16 protein-coding genes are annotated in these 18103 nt (G+C 71.4%); 10 read left to right on the top strand and 6 right to left on the bottom strand.

Annotated elements, in window-relative coordinates:
* Positions 1-169: 169 nt before the first annotated feature.
* The 8 genes from IE267_RS17855 (at position 170) to IE267_RS17820 (ending at position 10467) form a co-directional block, all read left to right on the top strand.
* Positions 170-1186 (top strand): LacI family DNA-binding transcriptional regulator, encoded by a 1017-nt coding sequence (locus IE267_RS17855; RefSeq protein ID WP_189763893.1) that lies wholly within the window; start codon positions 170-172, stop codon positions 1184-1186.
* Complete coding sequence (locus IE267_RS17850; protein ID WP_189763892.1) at positions 1183-2733, top strand: sugar ABC transporter ATP-binding protein; 1551 nt, start codon at positions 1183-1185, stop codon at positions 2731-2733. The genes IE267_RS17855 and IE267_RS17850 overlap by 4 nt, the downstream gene beginning before the upstream one ends.
* A complete protein-coding gene (locus IE267_RS17845; protein ID WP_189763891.1) occupies positions 2723-4675 on the top strand; it encodes an ABC transporter permease/substrate-binding protein in 1953 nt (650 codons plus the stop codon). Before IE267_RS17850 ends, IE267_RS17845 begins: the two co-directional genes overlap by 11 nt.
* Before the next feature lie 66 nt (positions 4676-4741).
* A complete protein-coding gene (locus IE267_RS17840) occupies positions 4742-5641 on the top strand; it encodes a ribokinase (RefSeq protein ID WP_167152422.1) in 900 nt (299 codons plus the stop codon).
* A 141-nt stretch (positions 5642-5782) separates the two neighbouring features.
* Positions 5783-6967 (top strand): low temperature requirement protein A, encoded by a 1185-nt coding sequence (locus IE267_RS17835; RefSeq protein WP_189763889.1) that lies wholly within the window; start codon positions 5783-5785, stop codon positions 6965-6967.
* 130 nt (positions 6968-7097) lie between these two features.
* Positions 7098-8285 (top strand): MFS transporter, encoded by a 1188-nt coding sequence (locus tag IE267_RS17830; RefSeq protein ID WP_161249706.1) that lies wholly within the window; start codon positions 7098-7100, stop codon positions 8283-8285.
* An 83-nt stretch (positions 8286-8368) separates the two neighbouring features.
* Positions 8369-8743, top strand: a complete 375-nt coding sequence (locus IE267_RS17825; protein WP_100575281.1) for a nuclear transport factor 2 family protein — start codon at positions 8369-8371, stop codon at positions 8741-8743.
* A 113-nt stretch (positions 8744-8856) separates the two neighbouring features.
* Entirely contained in the window at positions 8857-10467 is a 1611-nt protein-coding gene (locus tag IE267_RS17820; protein ID WP_189763888.1) for an FAD-binding oxidoreductase, read from the top strand.
* Positions 10468-10546: 79 nt separating this feature from the next.
* Here the strand turns inward: IE267_RS17820 and IE267_RS17815 are convergent, their stop codons facing one another.
* The 6 genes from IE267_RS17815 to IE267_RS17790 all read right to left on the bottom strand — a co-directional run bounded on the left by IE267_RS17815 (position 10547) and on the right by IE267_RS17790 (position 15184).
* Positions 10547-11377, bottom strand: a complete 831-nt coding sequence (locus IE267_RS17815) for an SDR family NAD(P)-dependent oxidoreductase (protein ID WP_167152415.1) — start codon at positions 11375-11377, stop codon at positions 10547-10549.
* Between the two features lie 87 nt (positions 11378-11464).
* Positions 11465-11914, bottom strand: coding sequence for a VOC family protein (locus IE267_RS17810; protein WP_189763887.1), 450 nt, complete (start codon positions 11912-11914; stop codon positions 11465-11467).
* Positions 11915-11918: 4 nt separating this feature from the next.
* Positions 11919-12299, bottom strand: a complete 381-nt coding sequence (locus IE267_RS17805) for a nuclear transport factor 2 family protein (RefSeq protein ID WP_167152411.1) — start codon at positions 12297-12299, stop codon at positions 11919-11921.
* Positions 12300-12326: 27 nt separating this feature from the next.
* Complete coding sequence (locus IE267_RS17800) at positions 12327-13127, bottom strand: ester cyclase (RefSeq protein WP_167152409.1); 801 nt, start codon at positions 13125-13127, stop codon at positions 12327-12329.
* Positions 13114-14742: a GMC family oxidoreductase gene (locus IE267_RS17795; RefSeq protein ID WP_189763886.1), complete on the bottom strand. Its 1629-nt coding sequence runs from the start codon at positions 14740-14742 to the stop codon at positions 13114-13116. The genes IE267_RS17800 and IE267_RS17795 overlap by 14 nt, the downstream gene beginning before the upstream one ends.
* 28 nt (positions 14743-14770) lie before the next feature.
* The gene (locus tag IE267_RS17790) at positions 14771-15184 is read right to left on the bottom strand and encodes a nuclear transport factor 2 family protein (RefSeq protein WP_161249718.1); all 414 of its coding nucleotides are present in this window, start codon (positions 15182-15184) and stop codon (positions 14771-14773) included.
* Positions 15185-15537: 353 nt separating this feature from the next.
* Here IE267_RS17790 and IE267_RS17785 point away from each other — a divergent pair, with 353 nt between their 5' ends.
* Both IE267_RS17785 and IE267_RS17780 read left to right on the top strand, forming a co-directional pair.
* A complete protein-coding gene (locus IE267_RS17785; protein WP_100575289.1) occupies positions 15538-16374 on the top strand; it encodes a type 1 glutamine amidotransferase domain-containing protein in 837 nt (278 codons plus the stop codon).
* A 47-nt stretch (positions 16375-16421) separates the two neighbouring features.
* Positions 16422-18101 carry a thiamine pyrophosphate-binding protein gene (locus IE267_RS17780; RefSeq protein WP_189763885.1) on the top strand — a complete coding sequence of 560 codons (1680 nt, stop codon included), beginning with the start codon at positions 16422-16424 and terminating at the stop codon, positions 18099-18101.
* The last annotated feature ends 2 nt before the right edge of the window (positions 18102-18103 follow it).

The raw sequence follows: 18103 nt of genomic DNA, 5'->3' as shown, positions 1-18103 counted from the left end.
GTCACGATCCGGTCTCGCTACCCCACAAGGGGCTTGCCCCGTCTCGATGTAATCGATTCCATGAGGCGTGTAATCGATTCCATCGCGACGGTGCAACGGGTCCCGCGCCGGATGCGGGGCGGGGGATCGGGGACGAGGTTCCACGGTTCCACGAGGAGGTGGTCCGGCGATGGCGGGCATCAAGGACGTCGCGGCCGAGGCGGGGGTGTCCGTCGCCACGGTGTCGCGGGTGCTCAACGCTCATCCGTCGGTCAGCGAGGCGGCGCGGGCCCGGGTCCTCGCCGCCGTCGAGACGCTCGGCTACCGGCCCAACGCCGTGGCCCGCTCGCTGCGCACGGACCAGACGCGCACCCTGGGCCTGGTCATCAGCGACGTGCTGAACCCGTACTTCACCGAGCTCGCGCGCTCCGTGGAGGAGGCGGCCCGGGCCCTCGGCTACAGCGTGATCATCGGGAACGCGGACGAACGGCCCGACCTCCAGGACCACCACGTCCGCACCCTCCTGGACCGCAGGATCGACGGGCTGCTCGTTTCGCCCACCGACGGCGGTTCGCCGCTGATGCTGGAGGCCGCGCGCGGCGGCACCCCCATCGTGTTCGTGGACCGCTGGATTCCCGGCATCGACGTCCCCGTGGTGCGCGCCGACGGCCGGGCCGCCATTGGCGACCTGGTCGCCCATCTGTACGCGCTCGGCCGCCGCAGGCTCGCCATCATCGCGGGCCCGGCGGCCACCACGACCGGCAGTGAGCGCGTCGAGGCCTTCCGGGCCGCGCTCGCCGGACACGGCCTCGCCCTGCCCGACGCGTACGTCGGCCAGGGCGACTTCCAGGCGGCCAGCGGGCGCCGGGCCACCGAGCGGTTCCTGGCCCTTCCCGAGCCGCCGGACGCGGTGTTCGCCGCCGACAACCTGATGGCCCTCGGCGCGCTCGACGCACTGCGCGCCCACGGGCTGCGCATCGGCGCCGACATCGCGCTCGCCGCGTTCGACGACATCCCGTGGTTCGTGCACACCGATCCGCCCGTCACCGCCATCGCCCAGCCGACCGGCGAGCTCGGCCGGGCCGCCGTGCACGCGCTCGCCGCCCTCATCGACGGCGGCACCCCGCCGTCCGTCACCCTCCCCGCCCGCCTCGTCGTACGCCGTTCCTGCGGCGAGGACGCCCCGAACCCGAGGAGCGAGCAGTGAGTCAGGACGAACGCCAACCACCCCTGCAACAAGGGGAGTTGCTGCGCATCGAAGGGGTGCGCAAGGTCTTCCCCGGGGTGCTGGCCCTGGACGGCGTGGACTTCGATCTGCGCCGCGGCGAGGTGCACGTCCTGCTCGGCGAGAACGGTGCGGGCAAGAGCACCCTCATCAAGATGCTCTCCGGCGCCCACCGCCCCGACGGCGGCCGCATCCTCGCCGAAGGGCGCGAGGTACGCATTCACGGTGCGCAGGACGCCGAGCGCCTCGGCATCGCGACCATCCACCAGGAGTTCAACCTGGTGCCCGAGCTGAGCGTCGCCGAGAACATCTTCCTCGGCCGCCAGCCCCGGCGCTTCGGCATGATCGACCGCCGGGCGATGGAGGCGGCCGCGGGCGAGCTCCTGAAGCGGGTCGGCGTCGATGTGCCGCCGCGCACCAAGGTGCGCGAACTCGGCATCGCACGGCTCCAGATGGTGGAGATAGCCAAGGCGCTCAGCCTGGACGCCCGCGTCCTGATCATGGACGAGCCGACGGCCGTGCTCACCTCCGAGGAGGTGGACAAGCTCTTCCGCATCGTGCGCACGCTGCGCGACGACGGCGTGGGCATCGTCTTCATCACCCACCACCTTGAGGAGATCGCGGCTCTCGGCGACCGGGTCACCGTCCTGCGCGACGGCCGCAGCGTCGGCCAGGCCCCCGCCACCACCCCCGAGGACGAGCTCGTACGTCTGATGGTCGGCCGGAGCATCGAGCAGCAGTACCCGCGTGAACGGCCCGATCCCGGTAGCCCGTTGCTCCGGGTGAGCGGCCTGACCCGGCACGGCGTGTTCCACGACGTGAGCTTCGAGGTGCGGGCGGGCGAGGTCGTCGGCCTCGCCGGTCTCGTCGGCGCGGGACGCACCGAGGTCGTCCGCGCGGTGTTCGGCGCCGACGCCTACGACACGGGCAGCGTCGAGGTGCGGGGCGAACGCCTGGCGCGGGGCGATGTGCACGCGGCGATGGGCGCCGGGGTCGGGCTCGTGCCCGAGGACCGCAAGGGGCAGGGCCTGGTCCTCGACGCCTCCGTGCAGGAGAACCTCGGCCTGGTCACGCTGCGCTCGGCCGGCCGGTGCGGGTTCGTCGACCTCAAGGGCCGGCGGGCGGCCGCCGCCCGCATCGCCGGACAGCTCGGGGTGCGGATGGCCGGGCTCGACCAGCGGGTGCGCACCCTGTCCGGCGGCAACCAGCAGAAGGTCGTCATCGGCAAGTGGCTGCTCGCCGACACCAGGGTGCTGATCCTCGACGAGCCGACCCGGGGCATCGACGTCGGCGCCAAGGTCGAGATCTACCGGCTCATCAACGAGCTGACCGCCTCCGGCCACGCCGTCCTGATGGTCTCCAGCGATCTGCCCGAGGTGCTCGGCATGAGCGACCGGGTCCTGGTCATGGCCCAGGGCCGGATCGCCGGCGAACTCCCGGCGCACGAGGCGACCCAGGACGCCGTGATGGCGCTCGCCGTCGCCGCACCGAACGTACAGGAAGATGTGGAGGGCTCCCGTGGCCACTGACACGCTCGACAACCGGACCGGCACGGGCGTGGCCCCGGGCCTGCGCCGCCTGCTGCTCGACAACGGCGCGCTCAGCGCCCTGGTGGTCCTCGTGGCGGCCCTCGCGCTGCTCTCCGGTGACTTCCTCACCACCCAGAACCTGCTGAACGTCGGCGTGCAGGCCGCGGTCACCGCGATCCTCGCGTTCGGTGTCACCTTCGTCATCGTCTCGGCGGGCATCGACCTGTCGGTCGGCTCGGTGGCCGCGCTCTCGGCGACCGTGCTCGCCTGGTCGGCGACGTCCGAGGGCGTGCCCGTGTGGCTGGCCGTCCTGCTGGCCGTCGCCACCGGCATCGCCTGCGGCCTCGTCAACGGCGTACTGGTCTCGTACGGCAAACTGCCGCCGTTCATCGCGACGTTGGCGATGCTGTCCGTCGGCCGGGGCCTGTCCCTGGTGATCTCCCAGGGCAGCCCCATCGCCTTCCCGGGCTCGGTGTCCCACCTCGGCGACACGCTCGGCGGCTGGCTGCCGGTCCCCGTCCTGGTGATGATCGCGGCCGGACTCCTCACGGCGCTCGTGCTGTCCCGCACCTACATCGGGCGCTCGATGTACGCGATCGGCGGCAACGAGGAGGCGGCCCGGCTCTCGGGGCTGCGGGTGAAGCGGCAGAAGCTCGTCATCTACGCGCTGTCCGGTCTGTTCGCGGCCGTCGCGGGCATCGTGCTCGCCTCACGTCTCGCCTCGGCGCAGCCGCAGGCGGCCCAAGGGTACGAGCTCGACGCGATCGCCGCGGTCGTCATCGGCGGGGCCAGCCTGTCGGGCGGTGTCGGCAAGGCGTCGGGCACACTGATCGGCGCGCTGATCCTCGCGGTGCTGCGCAACGGGCTCAACCTCCTTTCCGTGTCGGCGTTCTGGCAGCAGGTCGTCATCGGCGTCGTCATCGCGCTCGCGGTCCTGCTCGACACCCTGCGCCGCAAGTCCGACGGCACGCCGGGCGCCACCGGCGGCGCGGCCGGGGCCGGCCGCAAGGGGCCGGGGGCGAGGAAACTCGCCGTTGCCGCGGTGTGCCTGGCGGCCGTCATCGGCGCCGGGTACCTCCTGAACCCCGGATCGTCCGGCAGCGGCACCACCAAGCTGGGGATGTCCCTGTCCACCCTCAACAATCCCTTCTTCGTGCAGATGAAGGCGGGTGCCCAGGCCGAGGCGAAGGCCGAGGGCATCGACCTGACCGTCACCGACGCCCAGAACGACGCGTCCCAACAGGCCAACCAGATAGAGAACTTCACCAGCTCCGGCATGAAGTCGATCATTGTGAATCCGGTGGACTCGGACGCGGTCGGCCCCGCCGTCCGGGGCGCCAACAAGGCGGACGTTCCGGTGATCGCCGCCGACCGCGGTGTCAACAAGGCGGAGACCGCCACGCTGGTCGCCTCCGACAACGCGGCCGGTGGCCGGCTCGCGGCGCGGACCCTCGGCGAGAAGCTCGGCGGCAAGGGCCGGATCGTCGTCCTCCAGGGCACCGCGGGCACCTCGGTCAGCCGGGAGCGCGGCGCCGGCTTCACCGAAGGCCTCAAGGCGTACCCGGGCATCGAGGTCGTCGCGAGCCAGCCCGCCGACTTCGACCGCACCAAAGGCCTGGACGTCATGACCAACCTGCTCCAGTCCCACCCCGACATCACCGGAGTCTTCGCCGAGAACGACGAGATGGCCCTCGGCGCCGTGAAGGCCCTGGGCGGCCGGGCGGGCAGCGCGGTGGCCGTCGTCGGATTCGACGGAACTCCCGACGCGATCAAGGCGGTCGGGGCGGGTTCGCTGTACGCGTCGGTGGCCCAGCAGCCCGGGGAGCTCGGCCGGATCGCCGTACGCAACGCGGTGCTCGCGATCCGGGGCAAGAAGCCGGACAGTGCGGTGAAGGTGCCGGTCAAGGTCGTGACCCGGGAGAACGCGGCCGCGTTCTCCTGAAGTCGCACGACACACCCGGCGCCTGACGGGCCATCATCATCTACAGCACCACCGAAGGATGAACCCATGCACCACCACGACCTGTTGATCGTCGGGTCGGCCAACGCGGACCTCGTCGTCGCGGTGGACCGCAGGCCCGCCGCCGGCGAGACCGTGCTCGGCTCCGACCTCGCCGTCCACCCCGGCGGCAAGGGCGCCAACCAGGCGGTCGCCGCGGCCCGTCTCGGGGCCCGGACGGCCCTGCTCGCCAGGGTGGGCGACGACGACCACGGGCGGCTGCTCCTGACGTCGTTGCGGGCGGCCGGGGTCGACACCGCCGGTGTGCTGGTGGACGAGGCGCCCACGGGCGTCGCCCTGATCGTCGTCGACCCCGGCGGCGACAACAGCATCGTCGTGTCCCAGGGCGCCAACGCGCGCCTCACCCCCGACGACATCCGCGCCGCCGGGGCCCTCCTCGCGTCGGCGCCCGTCGTCTCCGTACAGCTGGAGATCCCTCTGGCGACGGTCACCGAGGTGGCCCGGGCACTGGCGCCGGGCGCCCGTCTGGTCCTGAACCCCTCGCCGCCGGCCCCGCTGCCGGACGAAGTCCTCGCGGTCTGCGACCCGTTGATCGTCAACGAGCACGAGGCGCGCGTCATGCTCGGCGACTCGGCCGGGGAGCGCCCCGAGGACTGGGCCCCGGCGCTCCTCGCGCTCGGCCCGCGTTCCGTGGTCGTCACCCTGGGCGCGGCGGGCGCCCTGGTCGCGGGGCCGGACGGTTGCGAGCGGGTGCCGAGCCCGCGCGTCGAACCGGTCGACACCACCGGCGCGGGCGACGCCTTCACCGCGGCCCTGGCCTGGCGACTCGGCCGGGGCGATGACCTGCCGCGGGCCGCCGCCTACGCGGCCCGGGTCGGGTCCGCGGCCGTCACGAGGAAGGGCGCCCAGGAGTCCTACCCGACCGCCGAAGAGCTGCCCGGCGCCTGACGGTCGAGTTGGGATAGCCCCCGCCCCGACTTACGGCAATGCGCCCCCGCCCCGCCGGCCGGCCCCGGGGGCTTCCGGGCGTACGGACAGATTGGACACCGCAACCGCAATTCCCGTCGTCCGAGGGGAGCAGGTGCAGCGGTGGTCTACCTCGCTGGTCAAGTACGGTCCGCGGAAGCCGGGTTCGTCGATGTCAGGGACCGGGCTACCTGGACGGAACTCTTCTACGATCTCGTGCTCGCCTTCGGGGTGAGCCAGATCGCCCATGTGCTGGCCCAGCATCCCGACTGGGCGACCCTGGCCGGCTGTCTGCTGGTCCTGGTGCCGCTCTGGTGGGCCTGGGTCGATGTCGTCATGGCGATGAACGCCGTGCACGAGACCGTCATGCAGCGGGTGTTCCTGCTGCTCGCCGGCCTCGCCACGTACGGCATGAGCGTCGCCGCCCCGCACGCCCTGGAGACCCGCTCCGAGGCGTTGCTCTACGCCGGGTGCTATCTCGCGCTCCGGCTGCTCATCGGGGAGGCCATCCGGCGCGAGTGCGCCGTCTACACCATCCACCCCTACCGGGCCGGGCTCGCCTTCGCCCTCGTCCTGTTCGCCACGGCCGTGCTGCCACCGGGCCTGCGGACCGCGGGCTGGGCCCTCGCGGTGGTCGCGGAGATCCTCGCGCCGCTCGTACTGAGCGGACATCTGCGGCAGTTGGCGTTCGGCGTCAATCATCTGCCCGAACGGTTCGGCCTCTTCATCATCATCGCGCTCGGCGAGAACGTGGTGTCCGTCGGCGCCTGGGTCGCCGGGCGACGGCTCGGGCTGCTCGAACTCCTCGCCGTCTCCCTCGCGTTCCTCACCGGCTGCGCCCTGTGGTGGCTCTACTTCCACCTGGTCGCCTCCGCCATCGCCCACGCCCTGCGCACCCATCCCACCCCGTCCGTCGTGGTGCGTGACGTCCTCAGCTACGGCCATCTGGTGCTGGTGCTCGGCCTGTTGCTCGTCTCCGTCGGCGCCGACCGGATCGTCGTCGAGCCCACCCATGTACCCCATCGGTTCGCCGCGGCCCTGCTGCCCGTCGGCGCCGCCCTGTTCACCCTCACCTTCTGCTACACCCGCCGCCGGATGTTCGGCGCGGCCTCCCTGACGCGGTTCGCCGGGGCCCTCGCCCTGTTCGCGCTCGGCGGCGCCGCGCCGTGGCTGCCGGGGCTCGCCACGCTCGGCTCGGCGGCCGCGCTCCTCGTCGCCGTGAACGGTCTCGAACACTGGCTGATCAGCAGCGGACGAGAGGTGCCGATGATCTTCAGGAAGACTCAACTCGCCTCGTCAGGCGCTTAGTTGACGTAGTACGAGGGGGGACCTCGCAGAGTGCCGCGAGGGGTGCCCGCCGAACGCGAAACCCAGGGTCTTCGGACCCTACCGTTCCTGCGTACTCAAGTTTCTCCGGCATGGAAAAGGAGGTGGCGTGATGCCGTCCCGCAGTTCGACACCGGCCCTGCTCGCGTTGTCGCTGGGCTATTTCAGTCTGGGGACGATCTCACTTGCAGTGGTCGGCCTCAACGGTCCCATCGGGGACGACCTGCACGTCGCGCCGGCTCGCGTGGGCTTCCTGGTCACCGTCTTCGCGCTCACGTTCGCCCTGTTCGCCCCGGCCGCCCCGATCCTGCTGCGCCGCTGGAACCGCAAGCGGGTGCTCCTGCTCGGCATCGGCCTGCTGACCGTGGGCGCGGCGCTCGGCGCGCTGGCCCCCAACTACGGCTTCCTGGTCGTGACCCGGGTCGTCGGCGCGATGGGCGCGGCCGTGTTCGGACCCGGCGCCTCGGCGGCTGGCTCGCTGATCGTCCCGCCCGAGCGCAGGCAGCGCGCCCTGGCCACCGTGTTCGCCGGGATGACGGCGGCCGCGGTGCTCGGCGTCCCGCTCGCCTCGTTCCTCGGCGGCAGCCTCGGCTGGCGCCCGGCGATGCTCGGAGTGGCCGCGCTGTCGGCACTCGGGTGTCTGCTGGTCGCGGTGTACGTGCCGGAGATCCCCTCCGGTGAGCCGCCCACGGTCAAGGCCTACCGCTCCGCACTGCGCACCCCCGCCGCGCTCTCCACCGTCTCGACGACGCTGCTGTTCATGGCGGCCCAGTTCACGGTCTACGGCATCGCGGGTGCCTATCTCAAGGAGCGCTTCGGAGCCTCGTCCGGCCTGATCTCGGTCACCCTGCTCGCCTTCGGCGTCATCGGTGTCCTGGGCAACGCCTCGTCGCCCCGGATCGCCGAGAAGCTCGGCGGCTCGCGGACCATCACCATCGCGGTCGCCGGCCTCGCCGCCGGGTTCGTGCTGCTCCTGGTGGCCCCGCACTCCGAGCCCGGACTCGTGCTCTTCGCGATCTGGGCGTTCTTCAGCCAGATGTACCAGGCGCCCCAGCAGGCCCGCCTCGTGGACCTGCTGCCCACCCAGCCCGGTCTCATCCTGGCGATGAACGCCGCCGCCCTCTACCTCGGCATGAGCCTGGGCAGCTTCATCGGCAGCGCCCTGCTGCCCGGCACGGGCGCGGGCCCCATCCCGGCCGTCGCCCTCGTCATCCTCGCCGTCGCCGCCCTCGCGCACGCCTCGTCGGCCCGCAAGGTCACGGTGGCCGAACGGCCCGCCACACCGGTCCCCAGCTCGTAACGGGGCCACCACCGGTCCCCGGCTCGTAGCGGGACCACCCCCGAACCCCACCTCGCAACAGGCAGAAACAACAAGGAGACACCGTGTCCAACCACCACGTGCAGCTCGTGCGCGACTACATCGAGAACATCTGGAACGAGGGGCAGACCGAGCGGGCCGACGAGTACCTGGCCGACCGCCTCATCCAGCACAACCCGAACCTGCCCGACGGCCGCAAGCCGCTGGTCGAGTTCATCGAGGGCTTCCGCAAGCAGCTGCCCGAGGCCCGGTTCGAGATCCGCCGGATCGTCGGCGACGACGGACTGGTCTTCACGCACTCCCACTTCCGGCCGCAGCCGGGCCACCGCGGCACCGTCGTCGTCGACGTCTTCCGCATCGACGACGGCCGCATCGTGGAGCACTGGGACGTGCGCGAGGACGTGCCGGAGACCACCGTCAGCGGCCACGACGTCTACTGAGCCGGCCCCCGGCCCACCCCGCTGCCGCTCCTCGAAGCCCCTGCTTCGAGGAGCGGCAGCTCCTTTTGACCCACCTGTTGACGGCACGTCCACGGATACTGAAGGAGACAACCATGGCTGGAGTGACCCGCCGGGGATTCCTCGGCACCGCCTCCAAAGTCGGCGGCGCCGCCGCGCTCGGCATCACCGCGGCAGGGCCCGCACGGGCCGCGTCGAGCGCGCCGGCCACCACGAGCACCACGGTCGCCGCCGTGACCGTCACACCCGGCGACCCGCGCTATCTGGACCTCACGGCCCGCGGCTACAACGCCAGATTCGCCGCGAAGCCCGACTCCGTACGCCTGGTGCACTCCTCCGACCAAGTGGTGGCGGCCGTCCAGGAGGCCGTGTCCGGCGGCAAGAGAATCGCCGTCCGCGGCGGCGGACACTGCCTCGACGGCCTCGTCGACGACCCGGACGTGCGGATACTCGTCGACATGTCCGAGATGGACGCCGTCACCTACGACGCCGCACGCCGCGCCTTCGCCGTGGAGGCGGGCGCCATGCTGGGCCATGTCTACCGCACCCTCTACCTGGAGTGGGGCGTCACCATACCCGGCGGCACCTGCCCCACCGTCGGCGTCGGCGGCCATGTCAGCGGCGGCGGGTACGGGGCGATGTGCCGCGAGTACGGCGCGGTCGTGGACCACCTGTACGCGGTCGAGGTGGTGTACGTCGACGCCTCGGGCACCGCCCGCTGCGTGGTCGCCACCCGCGACGCCGCCGACCCCAACCGGGAGCTGTGGTGGGCACACACCGGCGGAGGCGGCGGGAACTTCGGCATCGTGACCCGGTACTGGTTCCGCTCCCCGAGCGCCACCGGAAGCACCCCCTCGACGCTGCTCCCCAAGCCCCCGGCCACCCTCCTGAAGGCCAGTGCCAGCTGGAAGTGGAGCGACCTCACCGAGGCGGACTTCAACCGCCTGGTGCGCAACCACAACAACTGGCACCACGCGAACAACACCGTCGGCACCCCGTACGACAGCCTCAACAGCGTGTTCATCCTGAACAACTACGTGCAGGGTGCCCTGGTGCTCAGCGCGCAGATCGACGGCTCGCTCGCCAACGCGGCAGCGCTGATGGACAGTTACATCGCGGCCGTCGCCGACGGGGTGGCAGCCCCGCACACCACCGCCACCTCCAGCTGGCCCTGGCTCAAGGCCACCCTGAAGGACCCGTACGACACCGGGGTGTTCAACCGCGGCAAGTTCAAGGGCGCCTATCTGCGCCAGAGTTGGTCCGACGCGCAGCTCGCCGTGCTGTGGCGGGGCCTCTCCGACAAGACCTACGACGGCCACGCCGGCATCCTGCTCTACACCTACGGCGGCCAGGTCAACAGTGTCGCGCCGAGCGCCACCGCGCTGGCCCAGCGCGACTCGATGCTGAAGGCCAACTTCACCACCTACTGGAGCGACCCCACCCAGGACGCCCGGCACATCGCCTGGATGCGCAGCCTGTACCGCGACATGTACGCCGACACCGGCGGGGTGCCGCTGCCCGACGGGGCCGCCGACGGCAGCTACATCAACTACCCCGACACCGACCTCACCGACCCGGCGTGGAACACCTCGGGCGTGCCCTGGCAGACCCTGTACTGGAAGGGCAACTACCCCCGCCTGCAGAAGGCCAAGAAGACCTGGGACCCGCGGAACGTCTTCCACCACGCCCTGTCCATCACGGCCTGAGCCGCCGCACGCGAAGGTGCCCCGCCCCGGTTCGGCCGGGGCGGGGCACCTTCGCGCAGGGGAGGCGGGGTAGAGGGAGTCAGGCCAGGGCGGGCAGGGCCACCCCGGTCAGGGACTCGCTCAGCTCGCGAAGGCGGGCGCGGGCCGCCGGGTCGTAGGCCTGGGCGCCGGCCCGCGAGCGGCGGTCACGGTCGAAGTACTCGCCGGTGACCTCCGCGAGCGCGGGGTCGGTGATCAGACGCGCCACATTGCGCATGCCCTCGGCGACCGTGCTCTGCGGTGTGAACAGGTGCACCACCATCTTGGTCGGCATGTACGAGGCCGGGTGCAGGGCGTTGACCGTGACACCCGTGCCGGCCAGCTGCTCGGCGAGGTCCACGGTCAGGCTGATCTGCGCCAGCTTCGCCTGGCAGTACGCCTGCACCCCGTCCCAGCGACGCTCCAGCATCACATCGCCGAAGTCGATCGGGGCCTGCCCGGCCGAGCTGACGTTGATGACGCGGGCCGGCGCGGAGCGCACGAGCAGTGGGGCGAGGCGGCAGCTGAGCATGTAGGCCGCCAAGTAGTCGACCTGGAAGGTCAGTTCATAGCCGTCCTGGCTCTCCTGGCGGGCCAGCTCCACGCCGATGCCGGCGTTGTTGACCAGGACGTCGAGCCGGTCGTGCCGCTCCAGAATCCGGTCGGCGAGCGCACCGATGTCCTTCAGCGAGGCGAAGTCGGCCAGCTCGTAGCTGATGTTCTGGTTCCCGGTCTTCTCGCGCAGCTCGTCGAGGAGCTCCTGCCCCTTGGCGGCGCTGCGGCCGTGCAGGATCAACGAGTAGCCCTGGGCGGCCAGTTCATGGGCGAGGGCCCGGCCGAGGCCGTCGGTCGCACCGGTGATGAGGACGGTCTGCTCGGTGACAGCGGTCATGCGGTTTCACTCCGTGGGATGTCGGATGGTGCCCATGGGGGCACGGCCGGTCCTGCGACCGGCCGTGCCCCCTGCGGTCGTGCGGATTCACGCGTACGTCCGCAGCTCCTGTGCGGACTGGTCGGTGTAGCCCTGGCTCACCTCGATGACGACACCGTCGGGGTCGCGGACCCAGACGGTCCGCCAGCCGGGGATGAACTCGTCGAACGAGAGCGGACCGAGCGTGATCTCCAGCTCGCCGCCCGCCGCCGCGAGGAACGCGTCGACGTCGTCGACCTGGAAGGCGAGGTGCCGGGCAGCGCCCGGGTTGTCGGGCCCGTCCTTGACGGTGTCGAAGGCGGGCGCCGAGTCGGTGGGGAAGAGCTCCAGATAGACCGGGCCGCTGCGCAGGAACACCACGCGGCTGCCGTCGGCCTCGACGACCCGGGCCCGGCCGAAGCCGAACCAGCGGGTGTAGAACTCCTCGGTGGCTTTCTGGTCCAGGCAGTTGAGCCCGACGTGCGACCAGCGGACGTTCACATCGACGGGTGCGGACATGGCCTCACGCCCCGGTGACGGCCGCGAACGGCACGCTGTCGTGGTGGTTGGACATGTAGTGGATCAGGCTGCCGGAGACCTGGAAGTAGTTGCAGACCTCCGCCTCCACACGGTCGCCGCCGGTGGTGACGGCCGAGATGTGCGAGACCACGGCCGCCTGCTCGCCGTCCACCACGATGTGCACCGGGGTGTTGGAGAACGAGGCGTACATCTCGGGGAAGCCCTTCATCATGTCCCGGAGCGTCTCGCGTCCCTCGACGTGCCCGGCGAGCTGCTCGTCCATCGTCTGGTCGACGGCGAACAGGTCGCACCACTCGTCCCACTCGCCCGCGTTGGCGAGCCGGTAGTAGGTGTCGACGATCTCTCGCGTGCTCTTCGTGCTCATGGGGAGTCCCTTCCTCGGTGGACGTGACTACGGCAGCGGTACGTCGAGCTGGCGCATGAGGCCCGTGGTGTCGGCCTGGACCCAGCGCTCCACGACCTTGAAGTCCTCCAGGCGGTAGACCTCCAGACTGGTCCAGGAGACCTCCTTGCCGCTGGCCTCCATGCCGAAGAACGGCGCGATGTGCTTGCCGTGGAAGGTGATGTGCATGATCACCTTGTCCGGCGCGGCGGCGTACAGGGCGTCCAGGGTGACCCGGAAGTCCAGCGCGTCGTGGGCGGCCTTGATGATGCCCTTCAGCTCGTCCAGGCTCTGCACGTCCCAGGCCGGGTTGTTGTCCTTGAAGGTGGGGCCGAACAGGGCGTCCAGGTCGTCGTAGCGGCGCTCGTTGACCGCGTCGGAGACCTTCTGCACCACCGCGACGTTCTCCTCGTCGGGCGAGAGCTGGCCGCGCAGGCCGAACAGGTCGTCCTCCGCCCAGCGCTCCACCAGCCGGCCGTCCTCGGCCCGCCAGATCTCGGTGGTGGTCCACTCCACCTTGCGTCCGGTGGGCGGGATGTCGAGGACGGGTTCCTGGTGGGTGCCGGTAAGGCGGACCCGGGTGATCACCTTGTCGCCCGACTCGATGGTCTCCAGGAGCTCGCCCCGGATGCCGAGCGTGCGGTGCGCGCCGCGCAGGGCGTCCAGGTAGGAGTCCAGGCCCAAGATGTCGAAGCCCGGGTGGTGGTCCTCGAAGTCGGCGCCGATCACACGGGCGATCTCGGCGTAGTCCTCGGTGTTGAGCGCGGTGAGGAACCGCTCGTACAGCCGGATGTTGTCAGACGTGGGCATGGGGATTCCCCTCGGTCCGAAGTGAGGTGTGCGACTGGGACTGCTGGATGAGAGCGGCCGCCTTCTCGCCGATCATCACGCTCGGTGCGTTGGTGTTGCCGGCGACGATCGTCGGCATGACGGAGGCGTCGGCGACCCGCAGCCCGTCGATGCCGTGCACCCGCAGCTCGGCGTCGGTGACCGCGTCGGGCCCGGTGCCCATGCGGCAGGTGCCGACCGGGTGCCACAGGGTGGTCGCGTGGGCCGCGACGTAGCCGCGCAGCTCGCGCGGGTCGGTCACCCGCTCGCCGGGACCCAGCTCCGCGCCGCGGAACGGGCCGAAGGCGGAGGTGTGGGCGAGCTCCCTGGCGAGCAGGATGCCGTGCACCAGGACATCCGTATCGGCGGGCGAGGCAAGGTAGTTGGCGCGTACGACCGCGTTGGCCGTCGGGTCGGCGCTGCGCAGCCGCAGCCGGCCGCGGCTCTGCGGGAGCAGCGAGATCGGCGCGAAGGTGAAGCCGGGGCCCCGGTGGTGGTCGGCCGGGGCGTCGGGCGCCAGGAACTTGATGGGCCCGAAGGTGAACTGGAGGTCGGGCGGTGCGGCGGGCCCGGCGTCCTTGGTGTGGGTGAACAGACCGGCCTCGGAGATCAGCGCGCCCTCGGGGTGCTCCTGGAGCGACTGGTAGCAGACCGGCACGAACAGATGGTCCTGGAGGTTGCCGCCGACACCCGGCAGGTTCTGTACGCAGTCGATGCCGTGCGAGCGCAGATGCGCGGCCGGTCCGATCCCCGAGAGCATGAGCAGCTTCGGCGACTCGAACGCGCCCGCCGAGACCACGACCTCCTGCTCGGCGCGGACCCGGTGCAGGCGTCCGCCCCGCTCGTACTCGACGCCCGTCACCCGGCTGCCGTCCAGGATCAGCCGGGTCGCCCGGGCCCCCACCTCGACCGTCAGGTTGGGCCGCTTCAGGGCGGGGCGCAGGTAGCCGTCGGCCGTGGACGACCGGCTGTTGGCCGCGTCCCGGGTGGTCTGGTACAGGAAGCCGTAGCCGTCCTGGCGTTCGGCGTTGTAGTCCGACTCCGGCGCGGTGTAGCCGAGTTCGGCGGCACCCGCGACGAAGGCCTCGGCGAGCGGGGTGGGGTCGTCGAGGTCGCGCACCCGGACCGGGCCGCCGGTGCCGCGCAGCGCGGAGGGGCCGCCCGAGTAGTCCTCGGAGCGCCGGAAGTAGGGCAGTACGTCCTCGTAGGACCAGCCCGGGTTGCCGAGCGCCGCCCAGCGGTCGTAGTCGTGGCGGCTGCCGCGCACCCACATCAGCGCGTTCACGGAGCTGCAGCCGCCGGCCACCTTGCCCCGGGCGACCGGGATGCGGCGGCCGTCCAGGGCCGGTTCGGGCTCGGTGGCGTACCCCCAGTCGATGTCGGGGCTCCACTCGGAGGCGAGCAGTGCGAACACCGCGGCCGCGTCCGTGCGGTGGATCTCCGGGCGCTCGTCCCAGCCGCCCGCCTCCAGGACGAGCACCGCCGCACTCTCGTCCTCGCTCAGCCGGCTCGCCACGGCGCAGCCGGCCGACCCGGCGCCGACCACGATGTAGTCGAAGGCGCGGCCGGGGGAAGTGCCCGCCAAATCGGGGGACATGGAACCTCCAGGATCAACTAGGGCGCACTCAGGCCGGGTTGAGGTCGCCGACGCGGTAGCCGGAGATGAGCGGACGTCCGGTGCCCGCTTCGCGCACCAGGCGCCAGGTCTGGTCGATGCGGAACGAGCCGACGGTGCCGTCGGAGGTCTGCTTGGCCGTCCACACGACGGTGAGCGAGATGTCGACGCCGGCGTCGTCCTCGCTCACGTCGAGGCGCTCGACGACGTGGGTCTGGTCGCTGAAGGCCTCGCCGACCACGTCGTACCAGTCGCGGAAGTCGGCGTGGCTGCGCAGGGTGCGCTCGGGGAAGGCCATCTCCAGGCCGTCGTCGACGATGTGGGCGAGGAGTTCCTCGACCGGCTCGTGGTCGCTGAGAATGTCGAACCAGTGCTGGACGAACGCGGCGATGCCCGTGCCGGGCGCGGTCTTTTCGGCCGTCATGGCTGACTCCCTTCCGGTGCGCGGGCCCAGGGCCCGCGGCACGTCTCGGCGCGGCGCCCATGCCGGGGTGCCGCCCCACGATTTCGGCACGGCCCCCGCCGTCGCGCACGGCCCGGCCGGTGGCCGGTACGCACTGCGTGAAGTCGCCCCACGGGCTGCGGCAACTCGCCGCACAAAAGGGCCCGTTGAGCCCTCCCACCCCCTGTGGCCTGGGCCGGAGCATGACATGCCGTAGTGCGTCCGCCCACTTGTGGATGTCCGTCCGGCGGGCCGCGGGGGGCTGGTCCCGGCCGAGTGCGCGGACCTAGACATGACCCCGGCACCACGTGGAACCCCCAAGGAGAGGAACTCCCGTGAGCAAGCGCATCCTCGTCGTCCTGTCCGAATACGGTTACTGGGGCGAGGAGTTGATCGGCCCCCTGGAGACGTTCGACAAGGCCGGCTATCACGTCAGCTTCGCGACCCCGACCGGCAAGCGGGCCCCGGCCCTGCCGCCGAGCATGGACCCCGACTACATCGACCCGCCGCTCGGCCGCTCGGTCACCACTCCCGAGATGGCCGCCAAGGTCCGGGCCATCGACACCTCGGACCGCCTCGACGACCCGCTGGACCTGTCGTCCTGGCTGCCCGACCGCCCCTACCGCAGCAAGCCGTACTTCCTGCGGGACTGGGAGGCGTACAACACCCGCCTGGAGCAGGTCCGCGAGCAGATCGCGGGCCGCTACGACGCGCTCCTCATCGTCGGCGGCAGCGGCCCCATCGTCGACCTCGCCAACAACTGGCGGGTCCACGACCTGATCCTCGCCTTCCACGGCCTCGACCTGCCGATCGCGGCCGAGTGCTACGGCGTCGCGGCGCTCGCCTTCGCCCGTGACCAGGAGGACCGCACCAGCATCATCCGGGGCAAGCATGTCACCGGTCACTGCATCGAGTACGACTACAAGGACGGCACCGGCTTCATGGGCACCGACTTCGTGATCGGCCCGCCGCCGTACCCGCTGGAGTACATCCTGCGCGACGCGACCGCTCCCGGAGGCGCCTATCACGGCAACTTCGGCAAGGAGACCTCGGTCATCGTCGACTACCCGTTCATCACCGGGCGCTCCACGCCCGACTCCTACCTCACCGGCGAAAAGGTCGTCGAGGTACTGGAGCAGGGTCTGCGGCAGTGGGGCTTCCTCGCCAACTGACGCGCCGGGCAAGGCAGTTACCGTTCCGCACGAGAGGTGAGCACACCATGGTCAGCAGGCCCGCGCGGGTCGCGATGCTGGAACAGCTGCAGGCCGACGGGGTCCGGTACATGTTCGGCAACCCCGGCACGGTCGAGCAGGGTTTCCTCGACGAACTGCGCCACTTCCCCTCACTCGAGTACGTTCTCGCGCTGCAGGAGGCCGTTGCCGTCGGGATGGCGGACGGCTACGCGCGGGCCACCCGGCGCCCCACCGTCGTCCAACTCCACACCGGAGTGGGCCTCGGCAACGGCATCGGAATGCTCTACCAGGCCAAACGGGGCCACGCCCCGCTCGTGGTGATCGCCGGCGAGGCCGGTCTGCGCTACGAGAACATGGAAGCGCAGATGGCCGCCGACCTGGTGGCCATGGCCGAGCCGGTCACCAAGTGGGCCACCCGCGTGGTGGACCCCGAGTCCACGCTGCGCACCTTGCGCCGCGCCTTCAAGGTGGCCGCCACACCCCCCTACGGTCCGGTACTCGTCGTCCTGCCCGCCGACGTGATGGACCGGCCCACCACCGAGGCGGCCGTCCCGGTCAGCTACCTCGACACCGCGAGCGCCCCCGACCCCGCGACGCTCGGCCGGGCGGCCGATCTGCTCGCCGGCGCCGAGCGGCCGATCGTCGTCGCCGGTGACGGGGTGCACTTCTCCGGCGCCCAGCAGGAGCTCGCCCGCCTCGCCCAGACCTGGGGCGCGGAGGTGTGGGGGGCGGACTGGTCCGAGGTCAACCTGTCCGTCGAACACCCGGCCTACGCGGGACAGTTGGGCCACATGTTCGGCGAGAACAGCCGCCGGGTCACCGCGGCCGCCGACGCCGTCCTCATCGTCGGCACCTATGCGCTGCCCGAGGTGTATCCCGCCCTGGACGGCGTGTTCGCGCCGGGCGCCCCGGTCGTGCACATCGACCTGGACTCCGACGCCATCGCCAAGAACTTCCCCGTCGACCTCGGACTCGTCGCCGACCCCAGGCGCACCCTGGCCGGACTCACCGACGCGCTGGAATCCCGGATGAGCCCCGAGAGCCGGCGGCGCGCCGAGGACTGGCTGGGGCGCCGGGCCGCCGAGCGGTCCTACGAACTCGCCGCGAACCAGCAGAAGAACGAGGCGGCACTCGACCCGCTGGCCCTGCCCACCACCGCCTTCGCACAGGAGTTGGCCCGCCAGCTCCCCGAGGACGCGATCCTGTTCGACGAGGCGCTCACCGCCTCGCCCGACCTCTTCCGCCATCTGCCGCCCACCCGGCCCGGCCACTGGTTCCAGACCCGCGGCGGCTCCCTCGGCGTCGGTATCCCGGGCGCCATCGGAGCCCAACTGGCCCATCCGGACAAGACGGTTGTGGCCTTCACCGGTGACGGCGGCTCGATGTACACCGTCCAGGCGCTGTGGACGGCGGCCCGCTACGGCATCGGCGCCAAGTTCGTCATCTGCAACAACGGCAGCTACAAGCTCCTTGAGGACAACATCGAGCAGTACTGGCGCTCGGTGGACGTGCCGGCCCACGAGCACCCCGAGATCTTCGACCTGAGCCGGCCCGCCATCGACTTCACCGCCCTGGCCAAGTCGCTGGGGGTGCCGGCCGTACGCGTCGACAAGCCCGGGCAGGCCGGAGCGGCCGTTGCCGAGGCGCTGGGGACCCCGGGGCCGTTCCTCATCGACCTGGTCACCGGCCGAGGGAAGGAGGAGTAGCC

Source organism: Streptomyces xanthochromogenes, from assembly GCF_014650455.1.
GTDB lineage: Bacteria > Actinomycetota > Actinomycetes > Streptomycetales > Streptomycetaceae > Streptomyces > Streptomyces xanthochromogenes.
This window is presented reverse-complemented; position numbering and strand designations above follow the sequence as displayed.

Excerpts from the sequence above, each read along its gene's own strand:
- IE267_RS17805 (WP_167152411.1), bottom strand. The coding sequence starts at position 12,299 with ATGAGCACGAAGAGCACGCGAGAGATCGTCGACACCTACTACCGGCTC.
- IE267_RS17790 (WP_161249718.1), bottom strand. The coding sequence starts at position 15,184 with ATGACGGCCGAAAAGACCGCGCCCGGCACGGGCATCGCCGCGTTCGTC.
- IE267_RS17820 (WP_189763888.1), top strand. The coding sequence starts at position 8,857 with ATGGCTGGAGTGACCCGCCGGGGATTCCTCGGCACCGCCTCCAAAGTC.
- IE267_RS17800 (WP_167152409.1), bottom strand. The coding sequence starts at position 13,127 with ATGCCCACGTCTGACAACATCCGGCTGTACGAGCGGTTCCTCACCGCG.
- IE267_RS17815 (WP_167152415.1), bottom strand. The coding sequence starts at position 11,377 with ATGACCGCTGTCACCGAGCAGACCGTCCTCATCACCGGTGCGACCGAC.
- IE267_RS17780 (WP_189763885.1), top strand. The coding sequence starts at position 16,422 with ATGGTCAGCAGGCCCGCGCGGGTCGCGATGCTGGAACAGCTGCAGGCC.
- IE267_RS17830 (WP_161249706.1), top strand. The coding sequence starts at position 7,098 with ATGCCGTCCCGCAGTTCGACACCGGCCCTGCTCGCGTTGTCGCTGGGC.
- IE267_RS17810 (WP_189763887.1), bottom strand. The coding sequence starts at position 11,914 with ATGTCCGCACCCGTCGATGTGAACGTCCGCTGGTCGCACGTCGGGCTC.
- IE267_RS17840 (WP_167152422.1), top strand. The coding sequence starts at position 4,742 with ATGCACCACCACGACCTGTTGATCGTCGGGTCGGCCAACGCGGACCTC.
- IE267_RS17855 (WP_189763893.1), top strand. The coding sequence starts at position 170 with ATGGCGGGCATCAAGGACGTCGCGGCCGAGGCGGGGGTGTCCGTCGCC.
- IE267_RS17795 (WP_189763886.1), bottom strand. The coding sequence starts at position 14,742 with ATGTCCCCCGATTTGGCGGGCACTTCCCCCGGCCGCGCCTTCGACTAC.